The following is a 19,177-nucleotide window of genomic DNA, read 5'->3' as shown; positions in this document are numbered from 1 at the left end:
AGATCTGTCGGGAACAGCCCTGATGAGCGATTCGCTCCCAACGGTGACGTCTCGGTCGCGCTTGCGATCCCCGATCGAGGGACGACTGAAGCCGGGTCCCTGTTCACGCCTCGATGCGGTTCGCCGAGCGCAGCCGCTGGAAGCTACGCGCCAGTAGCCGGGAGACGTGCATCTGGGACACGCCGAGTTCCGCGCTGATCTGGGACTGGGTGAGGTTGCTGTAGTAGCGCAGCAGCAGGATGCGCTGTTCGCGCTCCGGGAGTTGGACCAGGAGGTGGCGGACGAGGTCGCGGTGCTCCACGCCGTCCAGCGCCGGGTCCTCGTAGCCGAGGCGGTCCAGCAGGCCCGGGAGGCCGTCGCCCTCCTGGGCCGCCTCCAGGGAGGTGGCGTGGTACGAGCGGCCCGCCTCGATGCAGGAGAGCACCTCGTCCTCGCCGATGCGCAGCCGTTCGGCGATCTCGGCCGTCGTCGGGGTGCGCCCGAAGGCGGTCGTCAGGTCCTCCGTCGCGCTGTTGACCTGCACCCACAACTCGTGCAGCCGGCGCGGCACGTGGACCGTGCGGACGTTGTCGCGGAAGTACCGCTTGATCTCGCCGACGACCGTCGGCATCGCGAACGTCGGGAACTGCACGCCCCGGTCCGGGTCGAAGCGGTCGATGGCGTTGATGAGCCCGATGGTGCCGACCTGGACGACGTCCTCCATCGGCTCGTTGCGGGAGCGGAAGCGGCCGGCCGCGTAGCGCACGAGCGGCAGATTCGCCTCGATGAGCGCCCCGCGCACCCGATTGTGCTCCGGCGTGCCCGGCTGGAGCTCCTTGAGCTCGGCGAAGAGGACCTGGGTCAGTGCCCGGGTGTCGGCGCCGCGGCGCCGCTCGGGCGTCGCGGCGGCCTCCGTGGCGGCCTCCGGGACGGCGACGGCTTCCAGGGTGGGTGCCGGAGCGGGTGCCGGGGGTGCCTCTTGCTGAGGCGGCGCAGTACTGGCCGACACGGTCAACGCCACCTCTTCGTCAGGTCAACATCGGTCAACTCATCCGTCAAAAGCGGTCATAGCATCACAAGACATGTGCACTGTGTGCAAGCACCCCATAACTCCGTGTTGAGGGAGAAGTTGGGGCTTTGTTGGTGATCCAGGACGCGCAAAAGCCCCCCGCCGTTCGGGCGGAGGGCTTCGTACTGCCGAGTACTGCCGGCGGAGGCGGCTCAGAACTCGTAGTCGGCGACCACCCAGGTGGCGAACTCCCGCCACAGGGCGACGCCCGCCTGATGGTCCGGGTGCTCGATGTACCGCTTCAGGGCGTCCGCGTCCTGGACCGCCGAGTTGATCGCGAAGTCATAGGCGATGGGGCGCTCGCTGATGTTCCAGCCCAGCTCCCAGAAGCGCAGTTCCTCGATCTGCTCGCCCAGCGCCCGGAAGGCCGCCTCGCCGCGCGCGACCCGGGGATCGTCGCGCCGGACGCCCTCGTTGAGCTTGAACAGGACCAGGTGGCGGATCATGGGCACTCCCAGTGCGTATGACGGCCCCGGCTACCGCGCCCCGTCGGCGAGCCAGGTGAAGAAGTCTCCGATGGCCTTGGCGGCGTCCGATATGCCCTCGAAGCCTATCTGGACGTAGTCCGCCGCCTTCGCCGGGTCCGTGATGATCACGTAGAGCACGAAGACCACAAGCACGTAGACGGCGATCTTCTTGGCGTTCACCGCCACCTGGCCTCCCCTGTATGCGCCCACTTGGGCCCCTGTTGCCGGCGGCGAGTGTAACCGCCCGTCCGATTTTCACACTGCTTTTGAGCATGTGCGGCGCGTTCATGAACGGCGGCCCGTTCGTGAACCGTTCGGGGGGCCTCATCCGATGAAGGGTTGAAGGCCGCCGGCGGAGGCGGGCGAAGAGGGTGAGAAGGAGAGACGCATGACGCTGCAACTGCTGTCGGCCGTCCCGATGGTCATCGTGACCGTGCTGTGCGTGGGGGCGTTGCTCGACTGCGTCCGCACCCCCGAGGAGCGCGTTCGTCACGTGCCCAAGCTGCTGTGGCTGCTGTTCATGTTCAGCGCCCCGATCGTCGGCGGCCTCGCCTGGACCTACCTGGGCAAGCGGCCCGAGCCGAGCGGGCGGAGTGCGCCGAGCGAGCAGAGCACGCACATAGCCGACACGACGAAGGGCCCGGTTCATCGAACCGGACCCTTCGTCCACAGCGGTAGCGGAGGGATTTGAACCCTCGGTGACTTGCGCCACACTCGCTTTCGAGGCGAGCTCCTTCGGCCGCTCGGACACGCTACCGAGAGAGACCCTACAACAAGGTGAGCCCCGGTTTGAAATCGGTATTCGGGAGGGGGATCAGCGATCGCGGAAGAAGTCCGTGAGGAGCCCCGCGCACTCCTGCGCGAGGACGCCTTCGACGACCTCCGGGCGGTGATTGAGGCGCCGGTCGCGGACGACGTCCCAGAGGGAGCCGACCGCGCCCGCCTTGTCGTCCCGGGCGCCGTAGACGACCCGGTCCACCCGGGACTGCACGGCCGCGCCCGCGCACATGGTGCACGGTTCGAGCGTCACGACGAGCGTGCACCCGGACAGCCGCCACTCGCCCGCCCGTCGCCCACCACCACCGTCGCCGGGGGCGGTGTGTGCCGCAGCATCCTTCAGGTTCGCGGCCGCCCGCCGGATGGCGAGCACCTCCGCGTGGGCCGTCGGATCGCCGCCCGCCTCGCGTTCGTTGCGGCCGGTGGCGAGGACCGTCGTGCCGTCCGGAGCCAGCACGACGGCGCCGACCGGGACGTCCCCGCCCCGGGCGGCCAGCCGGGCCTCGTCCAGGGCGAGCCGCATCGCGGCCCGCCAGGGATCGCGTACGGGGTCCGGCGGGGCCTGTGGTGCGGTCAGCGGACGGTCTCCAGGACCTCCGAGGCGCCGAGGGCGTCGGCGATCTCGGTGAGCGCGTCCTCGGACAGCGACTTCAGTTCCTTCTCGCCGACGCCGAGGTCGTCGAGGATGGCGGCGTCGCCGACCGGGCCGTGCGGCACGGCCTCGGCGGAGCCGCCGCCCTGGGGGTCGTCGGAGTCCTCGTCCTCGTCCCCGTCCTCACCGTCTTCGGTGCCGTCGAGGTCGAGGGCGTCCAGATCTGTGTCGTTGTCATCCGGATCCCTTCCGAGCAGTTCGTCGGTGAGCAGGATCTCGCCGTACGAGCTGCGGGCGGCGGCAGCGGCGTCGGAGACGAAGATGCGAGGGTCCTCCTCGCCGTCGATGCGGACGACCCCGAACCAGGAGTCCTCCTGCTCGATCAGCACGAGCACCGTGTCCTCGTCGGGAGAGGCTTCCCGGGCCAGGTCGGCCAGATCCGACAGGGTCTCCACATCGTCGAGCTCTGTGTCGCTCGCTTCCCACCCGTCTTCGGTGCGCGCGAGCAGTGCGGCGAAGTACACCGTGACTCTCCCACTGGTCATAGGCGTGCCGGTTGGGGGTCCCCCCGGCGGAGGTTACGGGCGGAGAGAGAGCTCAGGCTCCGAGCCCCACCCACTCGGAATCGTGGCAGAAACAAGGCGTTCAGGGGACGTCTTCGGCTCCCTGTGTCCGGTGGTTTTGATCGCACGTACGTGAGGTCGTCCGTGCGCGACTCACCAGCACACTCGTTGCCGCCACCAGCGGATCGTACGCGGCTTTCCCGCGGGCCCACGCACGCCCACCCCATGGGACACCCATGACGGTGGAGATCTTCCCCGTATGCCCCAAGTCCCGTACGGCAACGGCTGCCGCGCGGCTACCAGCGGAACGTGCGCATGCGCATCGCGTGGCGCAGGCGGGCGGTCTTCGCGCGGCGGGGCTGGACCCGGTCGCGCAGTTCGCGGGCCTCGGCCAGGTCGCGCAGGAACCGGGCGCGGCGCCGGCGGCGCTCGGCGTCGGACTCGGGCGGCTGCGTCTCCGGCGCGTCGCGGTCCGGCGAGTCGGGCAGGTCGGGCACTTCAGGCATCAGCACACCACCCCGGGTACCCCGGTCCGTCTCCATAACTTTCCCTCGCATTCCCTCCGACGGGCGGTTTGATGCCAGCGAACGGCCGAAGCCGGGGGGAGAGGCTCACCGTGTGTGGGGACGCCGGGCGGGTTCGGCCCGGTTACTGTTGTGGACATGCGTCTCCACGTCGTCGACCACCCTCTGGTCGCCCACAAGCTCACCACGCTGCGCGACCAGCGCACGGACTCCGCGACCTTCCGCCGGCTGGCCGACGAACTGGTCACCCTGCTCGCCTACGAGGCCACGCGTGACGTGCGCACCGAGCAGGTCGACATCAAGACGCCGGTCGCCCCGACCACCGGCGTCAAGCTCTCCTACCCGCGCCCGCTCGTGGTGCCGATCCTGCGCGCGGGCCTCGGCATGCTGGACGGCATGGTCCGGCTGTTGCCGACCGCCGAGGTGGGCTTCCTGGGCATGATCCGCAACGAGAAGACGCTGGAGGCGTCCACGTACGCCACGCGCATGCCGGAGGACCTCTCGGGCCGTCAGGTGTACGTCCTGGACCCGATGCTCGCCACCGGCGGCACGCTGGTCGCCGCGATCCGTGAGCTGATCCGGCGCGGCGCCGACGACGTGACGGCCGTGGTGTTGCTCGCCGCCCCGGAGGGCGTGGAGATCATGGAGCGCGAGCTCGCGGGGACTCCGGTCACCGTGGTCACGGCGGCCGTCGACGACCACCTCAACGAGCACGGCTACATCGTCCCGGGCCTCGGAGACGCGGGCGACCGGCTGTACGGCGCGGCGGAGTAACCCTGTCACTGACCGGCTGACCGGCTGACCGGCTGAGGGAGCGGGCAGCCGAGCGGCTGGGCAGGGGGCTGCTAGCAGGCCTTCTTCGTGCCGGCGCCCGCTGTCGGCTGTGGCGCGGACAGGGCTGTGAGGGCCTTGGCCGCGTCCGCCTGGCTGGTGAGCGCCTTGAAGCCGTTGCCGATGATCAGGTCGAGGGTCGGGCCCGTGCGGGCGGCGTCGGTGCGGCGCTCGGCGGTGCTGAGCTGGGTGGCGAGGACCGGCAGCGAGGTGTTCAGGGAGGACGCGGGGCCGAGCAGTATCCCGGTGCCCGCGACCTTCTTGTCGTACTGCTTGCCGGCGTTGCCCACGTCGCCGATCTTGAAGCCGCGCTTCTTCAGCTCGTCCGCGGTGGTCTTGGCGAGGCCGCTGCGGGTGGTGGCGTTGAAGACGTTCACGGTGATCTGCGCGGGCTTGGGCACCGCGCCGACGCCCGAACCAGTACCCGAACCAGTACCCGAGCCCTTGCCTGTGCCCTTGCCCGCCGCGGGGCTCGCCTTGGTGGTGTCGGAGCAGCCGGCGCCGGCCGCCGTGGCCGTCCCTCCGCCGCCCGTGAAGACGTCGATGAGCTGCAGGGTGCCCCAGCCGGCGACGCCGAGCACGGCACCGCAGGCGACGACCACGACGACCAGCCTGCCGCGTCGCCGGTGGGGTCGCATGCGGGGGTACTTGTCCCCCGTGATCCGGTATTTACCGCCCATGCCGGGGGGAGTCAGCATGCTCATGGCCGCAGCGTAGTGCGCCCGGGCGGCCGTGACTAATAAACGATCATCCGACACCGTGCGGCGGCACGGGAAAGCACCCGAACGGGTCAACCCGAGAGTTCAGCGGGGTGCGCGGCGTAGGTCAGTCCAGCTCAAGGACGCGCGCGTGCAGCACCTGTCGCTGCTGGAGCGCCGCCCGCACCGCGCGGTGCAGCCCGTCCTCCAGGTACAGGTCGCCCTGCCACTTCACGACATGCGCGAAGAGGTCGCCGTAGAACGTCGAGTCCTCCGCGAGCAGGGTTTCCAGGTCGAGCTGCTGCTTGGTGGTCACCAGCTGATCGAGGCGGACCGGGCGCGGCGCGACGTCCGCCCACTGCCGGGTGCTTTCCCGGCCGTGGTCGGGGTACGGCCGGCCGTTTCCGATGCGCTTGAAGATCACACGGAAAGCCTACCGGTCCAGACGTTCCGGGCGCAGCCATGGAGACGGAGTGCAACGCTGGAAAAGACGTGATGAACAGGGGTAAAACGGATCGAGGTGTGCCGATACGCGAGTCGACGAGCGCCGGTGACATCGCCGCCGGATACGCCTTCACCGGCCCCGCCCTCGACCTGGGCGCGCTGCCGGGGCGTCACCGGCACCGGGAAGACCAAGACGCTCCAGCTTCACTCAAACACCCAGGGACGTTCCCGGACTCCGCCTACGACCTGGAGGAACTCCTCGCCGGGCTCGGTATGCACAGGCTGTGGACAGAGAATCGGCGTTCGGCGCGGCCCGGCGGGGGCGGTAGGCAGGGCGGAGGCGGCAGGGCGGGCGGTTGCTCGCCGGGTGCCGCCTCCGCCGAGCGGTCAGCGGTCCCGTTTCTCCTGGGGCGGCTGCGGGATCGGTTCCTTCACCTGCGGTTTCGGCGTGTTGCGGACGGCCTCCGCGCGCAGCAGGGCGCGCAGGACCGCGTACGGGTCGGTGGGCATGGCTGTGCTCCTTGCGTCGTACACGTCTTGCGTCGTACACGTCGTGCTGACTGGCCTCGGGACAGGGGACCGGTCAGCAGCGCAGGACCACGGTGCGCAGCGTGTGCAGGGTGTACGACGGCCTCGGCGGCGCGGGGAGCGGCCGGTCGGCCGGGTCACCGGGCGCCGGCGCCGGGAGCGGGGCGGGGCGCAGGGGTGCGGCGGGACGAGGGGCGCAGGGGGCGGGTCGCAGCACCGTGTCGAGGACGTCGTACTCGACGGTCCCGGCGGCCGCGGTCGGCGGCGCGGAGAGCTCCGTGGGCGCGCCCGGCATCAGCAGGGCGAGGAGCACGACGAGCACCCGTAGCCAGGCGTGGCTGCGGGAGTGGCTGCGTACGGTCCTCATGGCAGGTCATCTCCCCGTGACACGCCCGGCGTTCAGCACGCCGGACGTGAGAATCACCCCTTCGGAGGAGGGGGGCGCGGGAAGCAGGGGGGCGTGTTCAGAGGGCGCGCGGGACCTGGCGGGCCCGGCCGCGGATGCTGAGCGCGGTGACGATCTCGACGACGCCGACGACCGCCAGCCAGATGCCGCCGACGAGGGTGAGCACGGCGACCGACTCGAAGGGGGAGTCGATCAGGACGATCCCGCCGACGAACGTGACGATCCCGAGGAAGACCTGCCAGCCGCGCGCCGGCATGGACGTGTCGGAGACGGCGGCCAGGGTCTGGGTGATCCCGCGGATCAGCCAGCCGATGCCGATCCACAGGGCGAGCAGCAGGATCGACTGCATCGGGCCGCGGAAGCAGAACAGGCCCAGCAGAAGGGACAGCGCGCCGCTGATGAAGCCGAGAACGCGCAGCGAGGTGGTCTTGTGCGTGCCGAAGGCGGACACCAGTTGGAAGACGCCGCTGATCACGAGGTAGAGGCCGAAGAGGACGCCGGCCGCGAAGAGCGAGGCGCCCGGCCAGACCAGCACCAGAACGCCCAGGATCAGCGAGGCGATGCCGGTGAGCAGCACGATCTGCCAGGCGGCGCGGGACAGGGCGTGCAGCGGGCCTTCGAAGGGCGGTTCCGGCTCGTGGCCGTGCCGCTGGGTGTGGACCTTGCGGTCGTCGTACTCCCGGCTCCAGGAGGGGCCGGTCGGTGGCTCGGTCATGTCCCCAGCTCAGACCCGGCGGCGACGGCCCGCCACCCGGGCGGGCCACACGACTTACCCCTTGGGGGTCTAGCCCTTCGCCGCCTTCGCCGCCTTCGCCGCCGCCTTCATCTCCTGCTTGTGCGCCCGCACCTTCGCCAGCGACTCCGGGCCGGTGATGTCGGCGACGGACCGGAAGGACTTCGCCTCGCCGTACGCGCCGGCCGCCTCCCGCCAGCCCGTCGGCTGCACGCCGAGCTGCTTGCCGAGCAGGGCCAGGAAGATCTGCGCCTTCTGCCTGCCGAAGCCGGGCAGGTCCTGGAGGCGCTTGAGGAGTTCCGTGCCGGTGGCCACGCCGTCCCAGACGGCGCCGGCGTCGCCGTCGTAGTGCTCGACGAGGTACTGGCAGAGCTGCTGGATGCGCTTGGCCATGGAGCCGGGGTAGCGGTGCACGGCCGGCTTGTCGGAGAGCAGCGCGGCGAAGGCCTCCGGGTCCTGGGCGGCGATGTCGTGGGCGTCGAGGTCGTCGGCGCCGAGCCGGTCGGCGATCGTCCGGGGGCCCTTGAACGCCCACTCCATCGGAACCTGCTGGTCCAGCAGCATCCCGACCAGCGCGGCGAGCGGGGAGCGGCCGAGGAGCTCGTCGGCCTCGGGGTCCTGGGAGAGGTGCAGGGTGACGTCCATGCGTCGATGATCCCGCTTGTGCGCTCGGCTTGCGCGCCGGTGCTCCGGCGTGTGCAGCCGCGTCCTCCGCGTCCCCACGCCTCGCGTACGATTCCGGCAGAGCTAATTAGGCAAGGCTAACCTAAAGCGAAGAGGGGTCCCAGGTGACCGCCGAGATCTACCGCGACGCCTGGGGCGTCCCGCATCTGCGCGCCGCCGACGCCCGCGCGCTCGCCCGTCTCCAGGGGCTGGTCACCGCCCGGGACCGCGCCTGGCAGCTGGAGGTCGAACGGCACCGTGCGCAGGGCACCTCGGCCTCCTTCCTCGGCTCCGAGGCCCTCCCCTGGGACCGATTCGCGCGCCGCGTCCGCCTCGACGACACGGCGAGACGCTGCTTCGACGAGCTGGAGAGACGGGACCGGGAGACGGCGGACTGGGTACGGGCGTACGTCGACGGCGTCAACGAGGGGCTCGTCGGGGAGGAAGCCGACAGTGAGGGAGGCGTCGGCGAGGGCGGCGTCGGCGAGGGGGCGGCGGCGACCGTGGCTCCCGAGTTCGAGCGGGTCGGTCTCGCCGCCGGCCGTTGGAAGCCCTGGACCCCGCTCGCCGTCTGGCTGTCCACCCACATCCTCTTCGCCGGTTTCCCCGCCAAGCTGTGGCGCGAGGAGGCCGCCCGCCGTCTCGGCCCCGACGCCGTCGGCCTGTTCGCCGCCGACGGACCCGGCACCTCCGGCAGCAACGGCTGGCTGCTGAGCGGCTCCCGGACCGTCACCGGGCAGCCGGTCATCGCCGGCGATCCGCACCGTTTCATCGAGGACCCCGGCGTCTACCAGCAGATACGCCTCGCCTGCGACGAGTTCGACGTCGTCGGCCTCGCCGTCCCCGGCGTCCCCGGCATCGCGCACTTCGGCCACACCGGCACGGTCGCCTGGGCCATCACCAACGCCATGGCCGACTACCAGGACCTCTACCGCGAACGGCTGCGCCGCACGGGAGTGGGAGTGGAGGCGCTCGGCCCGGACGGCGCCTGGCGGCGGGTCGCCCGGCACACCGAACTCGTGCGCGTCGCCGGGGAGGAGACCGTCGAGGTCGAGGTCCTGGAGACGGAACGCGGCCCGGTCGTCGCCGGCGGGCCGGAGGGCCTCGACGACGGCACCCCGCTCGCGCTGAGCCTGCGTCACCCGCCCCGCGTCACCTCCGACCTGGGGTTCAGCGCCCTGCTGTCGCTGCTACGGGCCCGCCGGGTCGCCGACGTGGACCGGGCCGTCGACCTCTGGGTCGAGCCGGTCAACGTCGTCCAGGCCGCCGACACCGAAGGCGGAGTGCTGCACCGGGTCGCGGGCCGGGTGCCTCGGCGCGCCGAGGTCAACGGCACCCGGCTGGTGCCCGCCTGGGAACCCGGCCACGAGTGGACCGGCTGGCACGAGATGCCCCGCGCGGGACTCGTCGACGGGGTCGCCGTGATGGCCAACCAGCGAGGGCCGGCAGCCGGGTTGGGCGTCGAGTTCGCGCCCCCGCACCGCGCCGACCGCATCCGGGCGCTGCTGGGCGAGAAGCGCGCCTGGTCCGCGTCCGACATGCCGGCCCTGCACACGGACACGTATCTGGCCTCCGCCGCACCCCTGTTGGACCACCTGGCAGCCCTCGACGACCTGACCGCACCCGCCGCCGAACTCCGCGACCGTCTCCTGCGCTGGAACCGTCGCATGGACGCCGACAGCCGGGAAGCGGCCCGGTTCGCGGCGCTGCGCAGCGCCCTCGTCCGCCGCCTCGCCGCGCACCCGGCCTTCGCCGCCCTGACCACCCCGCCCGCCTACCCGGAGGTCTTCCTCCCCTGGCTGGCCCTCCTGCCGCGCATCGGCTTCGCCCTGGAACACCTCCTGCGCGCCGAGAAGTTGTACGGCGTCGACCGCCCGGCACTGGTTCGGCAGGCCCTGGAGGAGGTCGCCGGGCAGCAGCCGGAGCCGGCCGCCCGCTGGGGCGACACCCACCGCCTCGCCCCCTGGCGGGCGCTCCCCGACCCCTCGGACCAGGCCCCCGCCCTCTCCGGCGACCACGACTGCGTGCTGTGCACCTCGGCCGTGCCCGGCTGGACCGACCTCGCCGCACGCGGCCCGGCCGCCCGTTACGTGTGGGACCTGGCCCGCCGCGAGGACAGCCTGTGGGTCGTCCCGTACGGCGCGTCCGGCCTGCCCGACCACCCCCACCACCACGACCAGCTCCCCCTGTGGCTCAGGGGCGAACTGGCCCCGGTCGTCACGGACTGGGCGCAGCTGACGAAGGAGAGCGACCATGCCTGACCCCCGCCTTCCCCACGCCACGGTGCACGAGCAGATGGCCGACGGCTTCGGCACCGTCCGCCTGCGGCCCCTCGACGCCGAGCGCGACGCGGACGTCGTCCACGGCTGGGTGAGCCAGGAGCGGGCCGTGTTCTGGGGCATGAACGGCCTGACGCGGGACCAGGTCGCCGAGATCTACGCCCACATGGACACACTGGACACCCATCACGCCTTCCTGGCCGAGCTGGACGGCGTCCCGGTCGCCCTCCTCCAGACCTACGAGCCCGCAGAGGACCGGGTCGGCGAGGTCTACGACGTCGAGCCCGGCGACATCGGCGTGCATGTGCTCATCGCGCCGGCGCACGAGCGGGGCGCACGGCCCGGCTGGTCGGCGGCGCTGATGGGGACCTTCGCGTCGTATGTGCTGCTGGGCCTGGACCGGCGGCGGATCGTGGTGGACCCGGACGTGCGCAACGAGAAGGCGATCGCCCGCTTCCTGCGGCAGGGATTCGAGGCCGGACCGCTCGTCACGCTCCCGGAGATCGACCTCCCGGACGTGTACCTGCCCGAGAAGCAGGCCCAACTCGCCTTCCTGCGCCGGGAGACAGCGTTCCCGAAGTGACCGGACGGACGGGTGTCGGCGCGCCCGCCGTGGTGACCCGGGTGAACCGGATGCGGTGTGCATGCGTACGTATCCCCGAGCACGCGAGTCTCGAGTCTCAAGCAGTACGGAGCGGTTGACGTGAGCGAAGGGCGCGATGGCGGACGACGGCACGGCGGTGGCGGCCGAGGCGGCGCCGGTCGGCACGGGGGTGAGTGGCGCCCGCGCGGACGAAGGAGACTTCAGGGGCTGGTGCTGCTCGGCACCGTGCTGGGCCTGCTCCTCCTGGGCGGCGGACCGGCCTCGGCGCACGCGGCGCTCCGGGGCGCCGACCCCGCCGACGGCAGCGTCGTCAAGACGGCCCCCGGCTCCATCACCCTCACCTTCACCGAGGCGGTAGGCCTGCTCGACGACTCCTTCCGCGTCTTCGACCCCGACAACCAGCGGGTGAAGACCGGCAGGACGGGGCACGCCGACGGCCGCGCCGACACCGCGCGCATCACCCTGCCCGGCAAGCTGGGCACCGGCACGTTCACCGTGGCGTGGCGGGTCGTGTCGGCCGACAGCCACCCGATCGCGGGCGCCTTCACCTTCTCCGTGGGCGAACCCTCCGCGATCCCGCCGGCCCTGCCCAGCACCTCTGTGGAGAACCCGGCCACCAGCGGCCTCTTCAACATCGGTCGCTATGTCGCCTACCTGGCCGCCGCCCTGCTCATCGGCACGGCCGCCTTCGTCGCCGTCTGCCGGCCGCCGGACATCCGGCCGCTGCGCAGACTGCTGCTGGCCGGCTGGTGGGCGCTCACCGTGTCGACGGTGTTCCTGCTGCTGCTCCGCGGCCCCTACGAGACGGGGGCCGGCCCCGCGGAGGTGCTCGACCCGTCCGGCCTGACCCGCACGCTGGGCACCCGTCCGGGCCTGGCCCTGGTGGCGCGCCTCGCGCTGCTGGCGGCGGCCGCGGTCCTCCTGCTGCGGCAGCGGGGGCTTCTGAAGGAGCGGAGGGGGGAGCAGCCGTCGCGTCCGGTGCTCCTGACCGGCGCCGCGCTGGCGGTGGGCCTCGCCCTGACCTGGGCCGCCGCCGAACATGCCTCGGCCGGCATCCAGGTCCCGGCGGCGATGACGTCCTCCGTCCTGCACCTGCTGTCCATGGCGGTGTGGCTGGGCGGTCTGACGGCCCTGCTCACCCTGCTCTACCGCGCGTCCGTCCCGGGGCGCGTCGTCAACGGCTTCTCCCGGCTGGCGGGCTGGTCGGTGACGGTCCTGGTGGTGACGGGCGTCTACCAGTCCTGGCGCGGCCTCGGCTCGGTGTCCGCGCTCACGGACACGACGTACGGCCGGGTCCTGCTCGCCAAACTGGCGGTGGTGACGCTGCTGTTGGCGGCGGGTGCGCGCTCACGTCAGACGGTGACCACGGCGACAAGAGGGGCGAGGAGAGCAACGGAGACGACGGAGGCCAGGGAGTCAACGGGGGCGACGGAGGCAACGGAGGCAACGGAGGCAACGGAGGCAACGGAAAGGACGGCGGGGAGCGTGGCGGTCGAGACGGCTGACGAGCAGAAGGAAGCGCGGGTTCCGGAGCCGGTGGGGGGACGGGCGGCCGTATCGGCCGCTGAATCGTCCACCGGACGGGCGGAAGGTCTGGTGCTGCCCGAGAAGCCATCCCCTGACGGGCTTTCCGCTGAGAAGCCTTCCGCCGAGGTGCCTTCAGCCGAGGTGCCGTCCGACGAGGTACCTGCCGTTGAGAAGCCCCCCGCCAAGCGGTCGGCCCTCACCCCCGCCGAGGACGCCCATCGCCGGGCGCTGCGTCGTTCCGTGCTGGCGGAGGTCGCGGTCTCCGTCGTCGTACTCGTCCTCACCACCGTGCTGACGGGCACTCTTCCGGGCCGGGCGGCGGCCGAGGCGGCTACGGCGGAGCAGTCGGCCGGACTCCCGGTGGCCTCGGTGACCAACATCCCCTTCGAGATCGACACCCCCCGCGTCGGCACCGTCAGCGGCAAGGTGCAGGTCACCCTCGACCCGGGCCGGGTCGGCGACAACGGGTTGCAGGCCGTGGTCTACGGCCCCGACGGCGGCTTCGTGAGCGTCCCCGAGCTGCGTCTGTCCTTCAGCTTGCCCGACCAGGACATCGGCCCCATCGACGCCAAGGTCACCGACAAGGGCGGCTACTGGGGCGCCGACGCCGTCAACCTCCCCATCCCCGGCACCTGGGAGATGAAGGCGACGGTGCGGGTGTCGGACATCGACCAGGTGAGCGAGACGAAGCCGGTACGGATCGAACGCTGAGGCACAGCGAACCGATCGGGACCGATCAGGACCGGTCAGTGTGCGGGGCCGGCGGCAGGCGGAGTGGCGTGGCGGGCGGCGAGAGCCCGCTCCTCCTCCTCGAGCCGGCGGGCGCAGCGGGCGTCCGGGTCGTAGGCGACGGCCGTGCTCACGCAGGTGCAGAACACCCGTGCGTCGCGCGTGACGCGGCTGGTGAGCCGGAAGGACGTGCGGCGCAGGTCGCCGACGGTGGTGGTGATGGTGACCGGCTCGGGCTGGAGAAGCAGCGGCTGCGTGTAGTCGAGCTCGTGGCGTGCGTAGACGAACCGGGGGCGGATCTCCTGGCCGGGCAGCCCGGGGCGGACGTAGAACATGTCGATGTGGGCGTCCTGGATCATCTCCAGCAGCCGGGCGTTGTTCACGTGCTGCATGGAGTCCAGGTCGCTCATGCGTACCTGGCGGAGATAGAGGTGCGGTCGACAGTTCGTGGGGCGGATGTCGGACGCCAGGGCCTGGGTCAACATGTGTCAGCAACTCCTAGGAACGGCAGGAGGTCCGGTCTCCCGGGCCGGTGGTCGGTGCCGGGATCACGGGCTGGGGAAGGGCCTGCTCGATCAGGTCGGCCGCGGCCCCCGCCCCTCCCGCCGCCGCCAGCTCTTCGCGCATGGCGGACACTCCCGCGCGGATGTCCCGGTCGGACGACACCCGCAGGACGGCCTCGCGCAGCGCCTCGGGAGTGACGCTCTCGCGCGGCAGATGGACCCCGAGCCGCAGGCGTTCGATCTGCGCGGCGTTGACCCGCTGTTCGGCCATCTGCGGGACCGCCACCAGCGGCACCCCGTGATGCAGGGCCTCCATCGTGCCGCCCATGCCGGCGTGCGTGACGAAAGCGTCCGCCTGGGCCAGCACGGCCAGTTGGGGCACGTGCGGGTGCACCTCGACATTGGCGGGGAGCGGCCCCAGTAGGTCCGGCGGCACTGCGGGCCCGACGGACATGACGACATGCCAGGGCAGCTCCGCGAACGCCCGGACACAGGACCGGTAGAACTCCGGCCGCCGGGTGAACTGCGAGCCCAGCGACACCAGCAGCACCGGCAGTTCCGCCTGGCCCGGCAGGCCCGGCAGGCCCGTCTGACCCGCCTGGCCCGGCAGGTTCGGCCGTGGGGGCTGCCAGGTCCCCTGGTAGGAGCGGTCCCCGAGCGCGGGTCCGACGTAGGCGACGCGCCGGGCCTCGACGGTGTCCGCCCTGCGCTGGAAGGCGCGGGGGAAGAACGCGACGGCGTGTTCCGGCCGCACCAGCTCGTGCACCCGCGCGATGTCGACGCCCTGTTCCGCGAAGGCGCCCACCAGCTCGGCGAAGCCCGGGACCTGGGCGAGGCCGGGCACGCCGAAGAACTCGGGGATGATGCCGTCGTAGGCGAGATGGGTGGGCGACGCCAGGACGGTCGGCACCTCCCAGCGCGCGGCCAGCAGCAGCCCCGCGAAGGCGTACACGTCGCACAGCACCAGGTCCGGACGGTCCCCGTCGTACGCCCGGCGCAGCGTGGGCAGGGACTCCAGCGCCCCCCGGACGACCCGCGCGAACCCCTCGCCCATGTCCTCCGGCGCCTCCGAGTCGTCCACGGGGTCCGGATGGAGCACCGGCTCGGCGCCGGCCGCCTTCACCTGGTGCACGAAGTCGTCGGTGACGGTGTACGTCACGCGGTGACCGCGCCGTACGAGCTCTTCGACGACCCCCAGCGTGGGATTCACGTGCCCGTGCATCGGAACGTTGAACACGGCGATGTGCGCGGGATTCGGACGAGTGCGACGAGTACCAGGCACGACACGCAACTCCTGACCGGCACCGGGCCGGGGCGGGGACTTGAGGACGGCGTCCGAACGGCAGACGCGGAGTCCCGATTAAAGGCGCTCCGACACGGTTCGTGACCGCAAACCTGCGGCAGTGTCACCCCATCAGGGAGCCTTCACGGCCGTGCGTTGACCCCTGGGGGAGCCCTGGGGAAGCCCTGGGGGAGCCCTGGGACGGCCAAGGCACGTGACCGCCGGTCGGATCGGCCGTTGGGAGTACAGGACGCGGGGGGTACAGGACGTCGTCCTCGGCCCATGACAGGAGCAGCCTCATGCCCGGATCGCATCTGCCCTTGATGGAAGAGGGGATGGCCCGCTGGCCGTTCGGCCCGCCCAACGCCGGGATCGCCCTGGACTTCGTGGGCGCCCCGCCCGCGCTGGACGAACTGCGCGCGCTGGTGGAGGAACGCTGGAAGGCACTGCCCAGGCTCACCCAGACCCTGGTCGCCCCGGGCGCGGCCTCCCGCACGGGCCTCGCCCGGTGGACCGGCCGCCACCGCTGGGCGAGCGGGGACGGCCACGATCTGGCCCAGCAGGTCGACTGCGCCGACGCCACCCTGCGGGACGCGGTACGCCAGTGGTTCCACACCCCGTTCCCCGCCGAGCGCCCGCCGTGGAGCCTGCACCTCCTGCGGGGCGCGACGGAGGGGGAGTTCTCCCTCCTCTTCCGGATGCACCACAGCCTGCTCGACGGCCGCTCCCTGACCACCCTCCTGCGCGCCCTCCTCGACGACGGCGAGCCGCTGGACGGCGCCGCCTCCCTCGCGATCCCCGGCCCCCGCAGACGCGTGGTCAGCCCCGGCACGACCGCCGGCGGCCCGCCCGGCCTGCTGTCCACGGGCCGCGCGGTGCCGCTGCCGCACCGGGGTGCGCGGGAGCCCGCGTACACGGTCGTGGCGCTGAGCGCCGAGGTCCTGCGGGCCGCGCGGGAAGCCGTTCGCACGGAAAGAGCCGACTCGGTCCGGCCGGCGACCACCAACGAGGTGTTCCTGGCGACGGTCTCCGGAGTCCTGCGCGCCTGCCTGTCCGCCGGCGCCGCTTGGGACGCCGCCTCCGATGATGGTGACGGCCGTGATGGCGGTGACGGCTACGCGGATTCGGGAGCACGGCAGGTGTGGCTGTCCGTCCCGGTCGACGAACGCCCCGACGACTGCGGGGAGTTCCTGGGCAACGCGTTCGCCAACGTCCGGGTCCCCGCCCCGGTGACCCTGTCCGACCCGGCGGCCCGCCTGTCGGCCTGCACCGGTCTGCTCACCACGGTCACCCGGCCCCGGCGCACCTCCGAGAAGCTGGTCGAGGGCACCCTCGCGGCGCTTCCCGCGGCGACCCTCGCCCTGGCCGGCGGAAAGATCTTCGCGCCCGCGTACGCGCCGGCGGCCTGCTCCTACGTCCATCTGCGCGAGCGTGGCCGGACCCTGGCCGGACGTCCCCTTCGCCGCCTCACCATCGTCCCCATGGTGCCCCCCGCCGACACGGCCACCTTCGCCCTCGGCGGCTGCACCCAGGGCCACACCCTGAGCGTCGCCACCAACTCGGGCAGTCAGGACGCCGTACTCCTGGCAGAGAGGTTCCTCGACGAGTTGAGCCTCCTCGAGGAGGGCTCCCGTCGACCGGACACCGCCCGGAGCAGGCAGTGAGTCGTGCCCGCGGGGTTGCGCCCGCCGCAGGGCGCCCCCGCCCGTGGACCGGGCTCAGGGCCGGACGGCGGACCATCGGTCTGCCCGATCCGCTGATCAAGATTCTCCCGGACTCATGAACAGAGGTTCTTCTCCAGCAGTGCGACGTATGTGTCCATGAAGTGGTGACGCATGCCGTCCGAGGCGGGGGCGAAGGGGTCGGCCGTGGCGCCCTTGACCTGGTCGGCGAGCAGGCCCGGCGCGGGCGGCCCGGGCGAGCCAGTAGGCGTGGATGACGGAGTAGCCGGAGGCCGAGTGGTCGAGGGGTGTGGGGGGAGTCGGAGGCGTGGCGGAAGCGGGGGAAGCGGGGCCGGGGACGGGCGTGGGCCTTTCGACGAGCGACGGGGTTGTGTCGTGGCCGATCGTGGCCGTCCCGTCTGCCTGACCTGCGCTGCGGCGCGGGGCGAACGGTGGGCGTGCGAGTGCGGTCCGGGGGCGCACGGGGGCACCCCTTGGGTGCCTCGCCGGGGCAACCCTTGTGTGGCTTCGCTCGTCTCCTGAGTCGCCTGTGCTTTTCGGACGTATTCCTACACGCGTGTAGGGTTCCGACGTTCGGCGGTGACCACGCCGACGATCCGAGCACGGTGTACGGGGTGACAACGGCCGAGGCGGAGGGCGAGCGCCGGTGAGCGGAACGAGAAGGCGTGGACGTACTCCAGTGGAGGCGACCGGCCGCGGGAACATCCAGGGGAACGGTCCCTCGGGCAGGGGCAGGGGCAGGGGGGCCGGACCGGGCAGGTCCGGCGGGACCCGGCTGACCCGGCGCGGGCGGATCCTCGCGTGGGGGGCCGGTGTGACGGCCGTCGTCGTCCTCGGCATCGGCGGGGTCGGCGCGTGGATCTACAACGACCTCAACAACAACATCAACTCGGCTGCTGTGGACGACAAGTTGGGCGGCAACCGGCCGGTCAACCTGAGTCCTGGCTCCAAGAACATCATGATCGTCGGTTCCGACAGCCGTGACGGCGCGAACGCCAAGTACGGCAAGGATCTGACCACCATGCAGTCGGACACGCTGATGGTGCTGCACATACCGGCCGACCGTAAGTGGGCCTCGGTCGTGTCCTTCCCGCGTGACTCGTATGTGGAGATACCCAGTTGCGAGAAGGGCGACGGCAAGCCGTCCTCCCCGCACCACTTCAAGATCAACGAGGCGTTCGCGATCGGCGGCAGCAACGGCAAGGTCGGCGAGGCCGCCGCCTGCACGATAAAGACCATCGAGTCCAACACCGGTCTGCGCATCGACCACTTCATGTCGGTCGACTTCTCCGGCTTCAAGGGCATGGTCGACGCGCTGGACGGCATCGAGGTCTGCCCGAAGCAGGCCATCCACTCCGAGAAGGCCCGCCTGGACATGGAGGCCGGCTGCCAGACCGTCAAGGGCGAGAAGGCGCTCGGCTACGTCCGCGCCCGCTACGGCGTCGGCGACAACTCCGACATCGGGCGCATCGGACGCCAGCAGGAGTTCATGGACGCCCTGGCGAAGAAGGCCAAGTCGAAGCTCACGAGCCCGAACGCGATGTACGGCTTCCTGCAGTCGATCACCAAGTCCCTCACGACCGACCCCGACATCGCCGGCATCCAGCCGCTGTACGGACTCGCCGACGAGCTCAAGGGCATCCCGAGCGACCGCCTCAGCTTCCTCACCGTGCCCAACTACGGGCGCGTCGCCGACAACCCGGCCGACAAGGCCAACGTCGTGTGGCAGTACCCGCAGGCGGCGGACCTGTTCACCTCCCTGGCCAAGGACAAGGAGGTCACCAAGCCGCAGTTGGAGGCGGCGAAGAAGAACGTGGTGTACGCCTCCAGCGTGCGCGTCCAAGTCCTCAACGGCACGGGCGTCTCGGGGCGCGCCGCCGCCGTCGCGGAGAAGCTGAAGGAAGCCGGCTACACGGTCACCGGCACGGGCAACGCGCCTCAGACGGTGGCCAAGTCGACCCTGACCTACCCGGCCGGGCTCGACGGCAAGGCCGCCGTCATCGCCTCCAGGCTGCCCAACCTGACGCCCACGGCGGACAGTTCGGCCGCCGCAGGGGTCGTCACCCTCGTCGTCGGGCAGGACTTGAAGATCGACGACGTCGCCTGACGATCGAGGCCTGACGATCGAGGCCTGGCGATGTACATGGTCAAACGCACCCGCCGAATGGGGTAAGCTTGATCTTGAGCCGGTCACCGGAAAGAAAAACGGTGAACGACCTCTGCGTTGGTGGTCCAAGGAAAGACGCCCCGCTTCCTGCGGGGAAATGCAGGTGCAAGGCCTGCCCGGCGCTCCATCG

General features: G+C 71.6%; 21 protein-coding genes and 1 tRNA gene. 7 read left to right on the top strand and 15 right to left on the bottom strand.

Translation table 11 applies throughout. The features are described 5' to 3' along the window. Positions 1-103: 103 nt before the first annotated feature. The 3 genes from ACZ5SK_RS08895 to ACZ5SK_RS08885 all read right to left on the bottom strand — a co-directional run bounded on the left by ACZ5SK_RS08895 (position 104) and on the right by ACZ5SK_RS08885 (position 1,701). On the bottom strand, positions 104-994 hold the full coding sequence (locus ACZ5SK_RS08895) for an RNA polymerase sigma factor SigF (RefSeq protein ID WP_443041259.1): 891 nt from the start codon (positions 992-994) through the stop codon (positions 104-106). A gap of 206 nt (positions 995-1,200) precedes the next feature. Then, positions 1,201-1,494, bottom strand: a complete 294-nt coding sequence (locus ACZ5SK_RS08890) for a Dabb family protein (RefSeq protein ID WP_079661285.1) — start codon at positions 1,492-1,494, stop codon at positions 1,201-1,203. 30 nt (positions 1,495-1,524) lie between these two features. Then, complete coding sequence (locus tag ACZ5SK_RS08885; protein ID WP_099936500.1) at positions 1,525-1,701, bottom strand: hypothetical protein; 177 nt, start codon at positions 1,699-1,701, stop codon at positions 1,525-1,527. 202 nt (positions 1,702-1,903) lie between these two features. Here ACZ5SK_RS08885 and ACZ5SK_RS08880 point away from each other — a divergent pair, with 202 nt between their 5' ends. Then, positions 1,904-2,206: a PLD nuclease N-terminal domain-containing protein gene (locus ACZ5SK_RS08880; protein ID WP_334578575.1), complete on the top strand. Its 303-nt coding sequence runs from the start codon at positions 1,904-1,906 to the stop codon at positions 2,204-2,206. Here ACZ5SK_RS08880 and ACZ5SK_RS08875 read toward each other — a convergent pair. The 4 genes from ACZ5SK_RS08875 to ACZ5SK_RS08860 all read right to left on the bottom strand — a co-directional run bounded on the left by ACZ5SK_RS08875 (position 2,188) and on the right by ACZ5SK_RS08860 (position 3,953). Continuing rightward, positions 2,188-2,272: transfer RNA gene (locus ACZ5SK_RS08875), tRNA-Ser, on the bottom strand. The genes ACZ5SK_RS08880 and ACZ5SK_RS08875 overlap by 19 nt on opposite strands. Positions 2,273-2,329: 57 nt before the next feature. Then, positions 2,330-2,815, bottom strand: coding sequence for a nucleoside deaminase (locus ACZ5SK_RS08870; RefSeq protein ID WP_334578574.1), 486 nt, complete (start codon positions 2,813-2,815; stop codon positions 2,330-2,332). A gap of 50 nt (positions 2,816-2,865) precedes the next feature. Further along, positions 2,866-3,408, bottom strand: a complete 543-nt coding sequence (locus ACZ5SK_RS08865; protein WP_334581255.1) for a tRNA adenosine deaminase-associated protein — start codon at positions 3,406-3,408, stop codon at positions 2,866-2,868. A 335-nt stretch (positions 3,409-3,743) separates the two neighbouring features. After that, the gene (locus ACZ5SK_RS08860) at positions 3,744-3,953 is read right to left on the bottom strand and encodes a hypothetical protein (protein WP_334578573.1); all 210 of its coding nucleotides are present in this window, start codon (positions 3,951-3,953) and stop codon (positions 3,744-3,746) included. Between the two features lie 156 nt (positions 3,954-4,109). Here ACZ5SK_RS08860 and upp point away from each other — a divergent pair, with 156 nt between their 5' ends. Beyond that, complete coding sequence (upp, locus tag ACZ5SK_RS08855; protein WP_079661289.1) at positions 4,110-4,745, top strand: uracil phosphoribosyltransferase; 636 nt, start codon at positions 4,110-4,112, stop codon at positions 4,743-4,745. 71 nt (positions 4,746-4,816) lie between these two features. On the opposite strand, the gene ACZ5SK_RS08850 is transcribed toward upp, so the two are convergent. From ACZ5SK_RS08850 to ACZ5SK_RS08825, 6 genes are all read right to left on the bottom strand, one after another. Continuing rightward, positions 4,817-5,482: a LytR C-terminal domain-containing protein gene (locus ACZ5SK_RS08850; RefSeq protein WP_334581254.1), complete on the bottom strand. Its 666-nt coding sequence runs from the start codon at positions 5,480-5,482 to the stop codon at positions 4,817-4,819. A 145-nt stretch (positions 5,483-5,627) separates the two neighbouring features. Further along, positions 5,628-5,924, bottom strand: a complete 297-nt coding sequence (locus tag ACZ5SK_RS08845; RefSeq protein ID WP_004943146.1) for a type II toxin-antitoxin system VapB family antitoxin — start codon at positions 5,922-5,924, stop codon at positions 5,628-5,630. Between the two features lie 407 nt (positions 5,925-6,331). Next, positions 6,332-6,454 (bottom strand): hypothetical protein, encoded by a 123-nt coding sequence (locus ACZ5SK_RS08840; RefSeq protein WP_319344013.1) that lies wholly within the window; start codon positions 6,452-6,454, stop codon positions 6,332-6,334. A 73-nt stretch (positions 6,455-6,527) separates the two neighbouring features. Continuing rightward, entirely contained in the window at positions 6,528-6,839 is a 312-nt protein-coding gene (locus tag ACZ5SK_RS08835) for a hypothetical protein (RefSeq protein WP_334578572.1), read from the bottom strand. A gap of 97 nt (positions 6,840-6,936) precedes the next feature. Then, complete coding sequence (locus ACZ5SK_RS08830; protein ID WP_319673830.1) at positions 6,937-7,593, bottom strand: HdeD family acid-resistance protein; 657 nt, start codon at positions 7,591-7,593, stop codon at positions 6,937-6,939. A gap of 69 nt (positions 7,594-7,662) precedes the next feature. After that, the gene (locus ACZ5SK_RS08825) at positions 7,663-8,256 is read right to left on the bottom strand and encodes an HhH-GPD-type base excision DNA repair protein (RefSeq protein ID WP_361707640.1); all 594 of its coding nucleotides are present in this window, start codon (positions 8,254-8,256) and stop codon (positions 7,663-7,665) included. Positions 8,257-8,399: 143 nt separating this feature from the next. Between ACZ5SK_RS08825 and ACZ5SK_RS08820 the strand changes: the two genes are divergently transcribed. The 3 genes from ACZ5SK_RS08820 to ACZ5SK_RS08810 all read left to right on the top strand — a co-directional run bounded on the left by ACZ5SK_RS08820 (position 8,400) and on the right by ACZ5SK_RS08810 (position 13,395). Then, complete coding sequence (locus tag ACZ5SK_RS08820) at positions 8,400-10,535, top strand: penicillin acylase family protein (protein WP_468575629.1); 2,136 nt, start codon at positions 8,400-8,402, stop codon at positions 10,533-10,535. Beyond that, on the top strand, positions 10,528-11,136 hold the full coding sequence (locus tag ACZ5SK_RS08815; protein WP_468158418.1) for a GNAT family N-acetyltransferase: 609 nt from the start codon (positions 10,528-10,530) through the stop codon (positions 11,134-11,136). Before ACZ5SK_RS08820 ends, ACZ5SK_RS08815 begins: the two co-directional genes overlap by 8 nt. A gap of 231 nt (positions 11,137-11,367) precedes the next feature. Further along, positions 11,368-13,395 (top strand): copper resistance CopC/CopD family protein, encoded by a 2,028-nt coding sequence (locus ACZ5SK_RS08810; protein WP_468575627.1) that lies wholly within the window; start codon positions 11,368-11,370, stop codon positions 13,393-13,395. A gap of 35 nt (positions 13,396-13,430) precedes the next feature. On the opposite strand, the gene ACZ5SK_RS08805 is transcribed toward ACZ5SK_RS08810, so the two are convergent. Continuing rightward, positions 13,431-13,898, bottom strand: coding sequence for an acyl-CoA thioesterase (locus tag ACZ5SK_RS08805; protein WP_334578567.1), 468 nt, complete (start codon positions 13,896-13,898; stop codon positions 13,431-13,433). A gap of 13 nt (positions 13,899-13,911) precedes the next feature. Beyond that, positions 13,912-15,138: a macrolide family glycosyltransferase gene (locus tag ACZ5SK_RS08800; protein WP_457495205.1), complete on the bottom strand. Its 1,227-nt coding sequence runs from the start codon at positions 15,136-15,138 to the stop codon at positions 13,912-13,914. A 359-nt stretch (positions 15,139-15,497) separates the two neighbouring features. On the opposite strand from ACZ5SK_RS08800, the gene ACZ5SK_RS08795 reads away from it, so the two are divergent. Next, a complete protein-coding gene (locus ACZ5SK_RS08795; RefSeq protein WP_361707629.1) occupies positions 15,498-16,862 on the top strand; it encodes a wax ester/triacylglycerol synthase domain-containing protein in 1,365 nt (454 codons plus the stop codon). An 832-nt stretch (positions 16,863-17,694) separates the two neighbouring features. Further along, on the top strand, positions 17,695-18,987 hold the full coding sequence (locus ACZ5SK_RS08790; RefSeq protein ID WP_334578564.1) for an LCP family protein: 1,293 nt from the start codon (positions 17,695-17,697) through the stop codon (positions 18,985-18,987). Positions 18,988-19,177: the final 190 nt, after the last annotated feature.

This window comes from Streptomyces sp. NPDC031474, from assembly GCF_055581185.1.
Note: the sequence above shows the minus strand (reverse complement) of the source record. Positions and strands in the feature narration are given on the sequence as shown.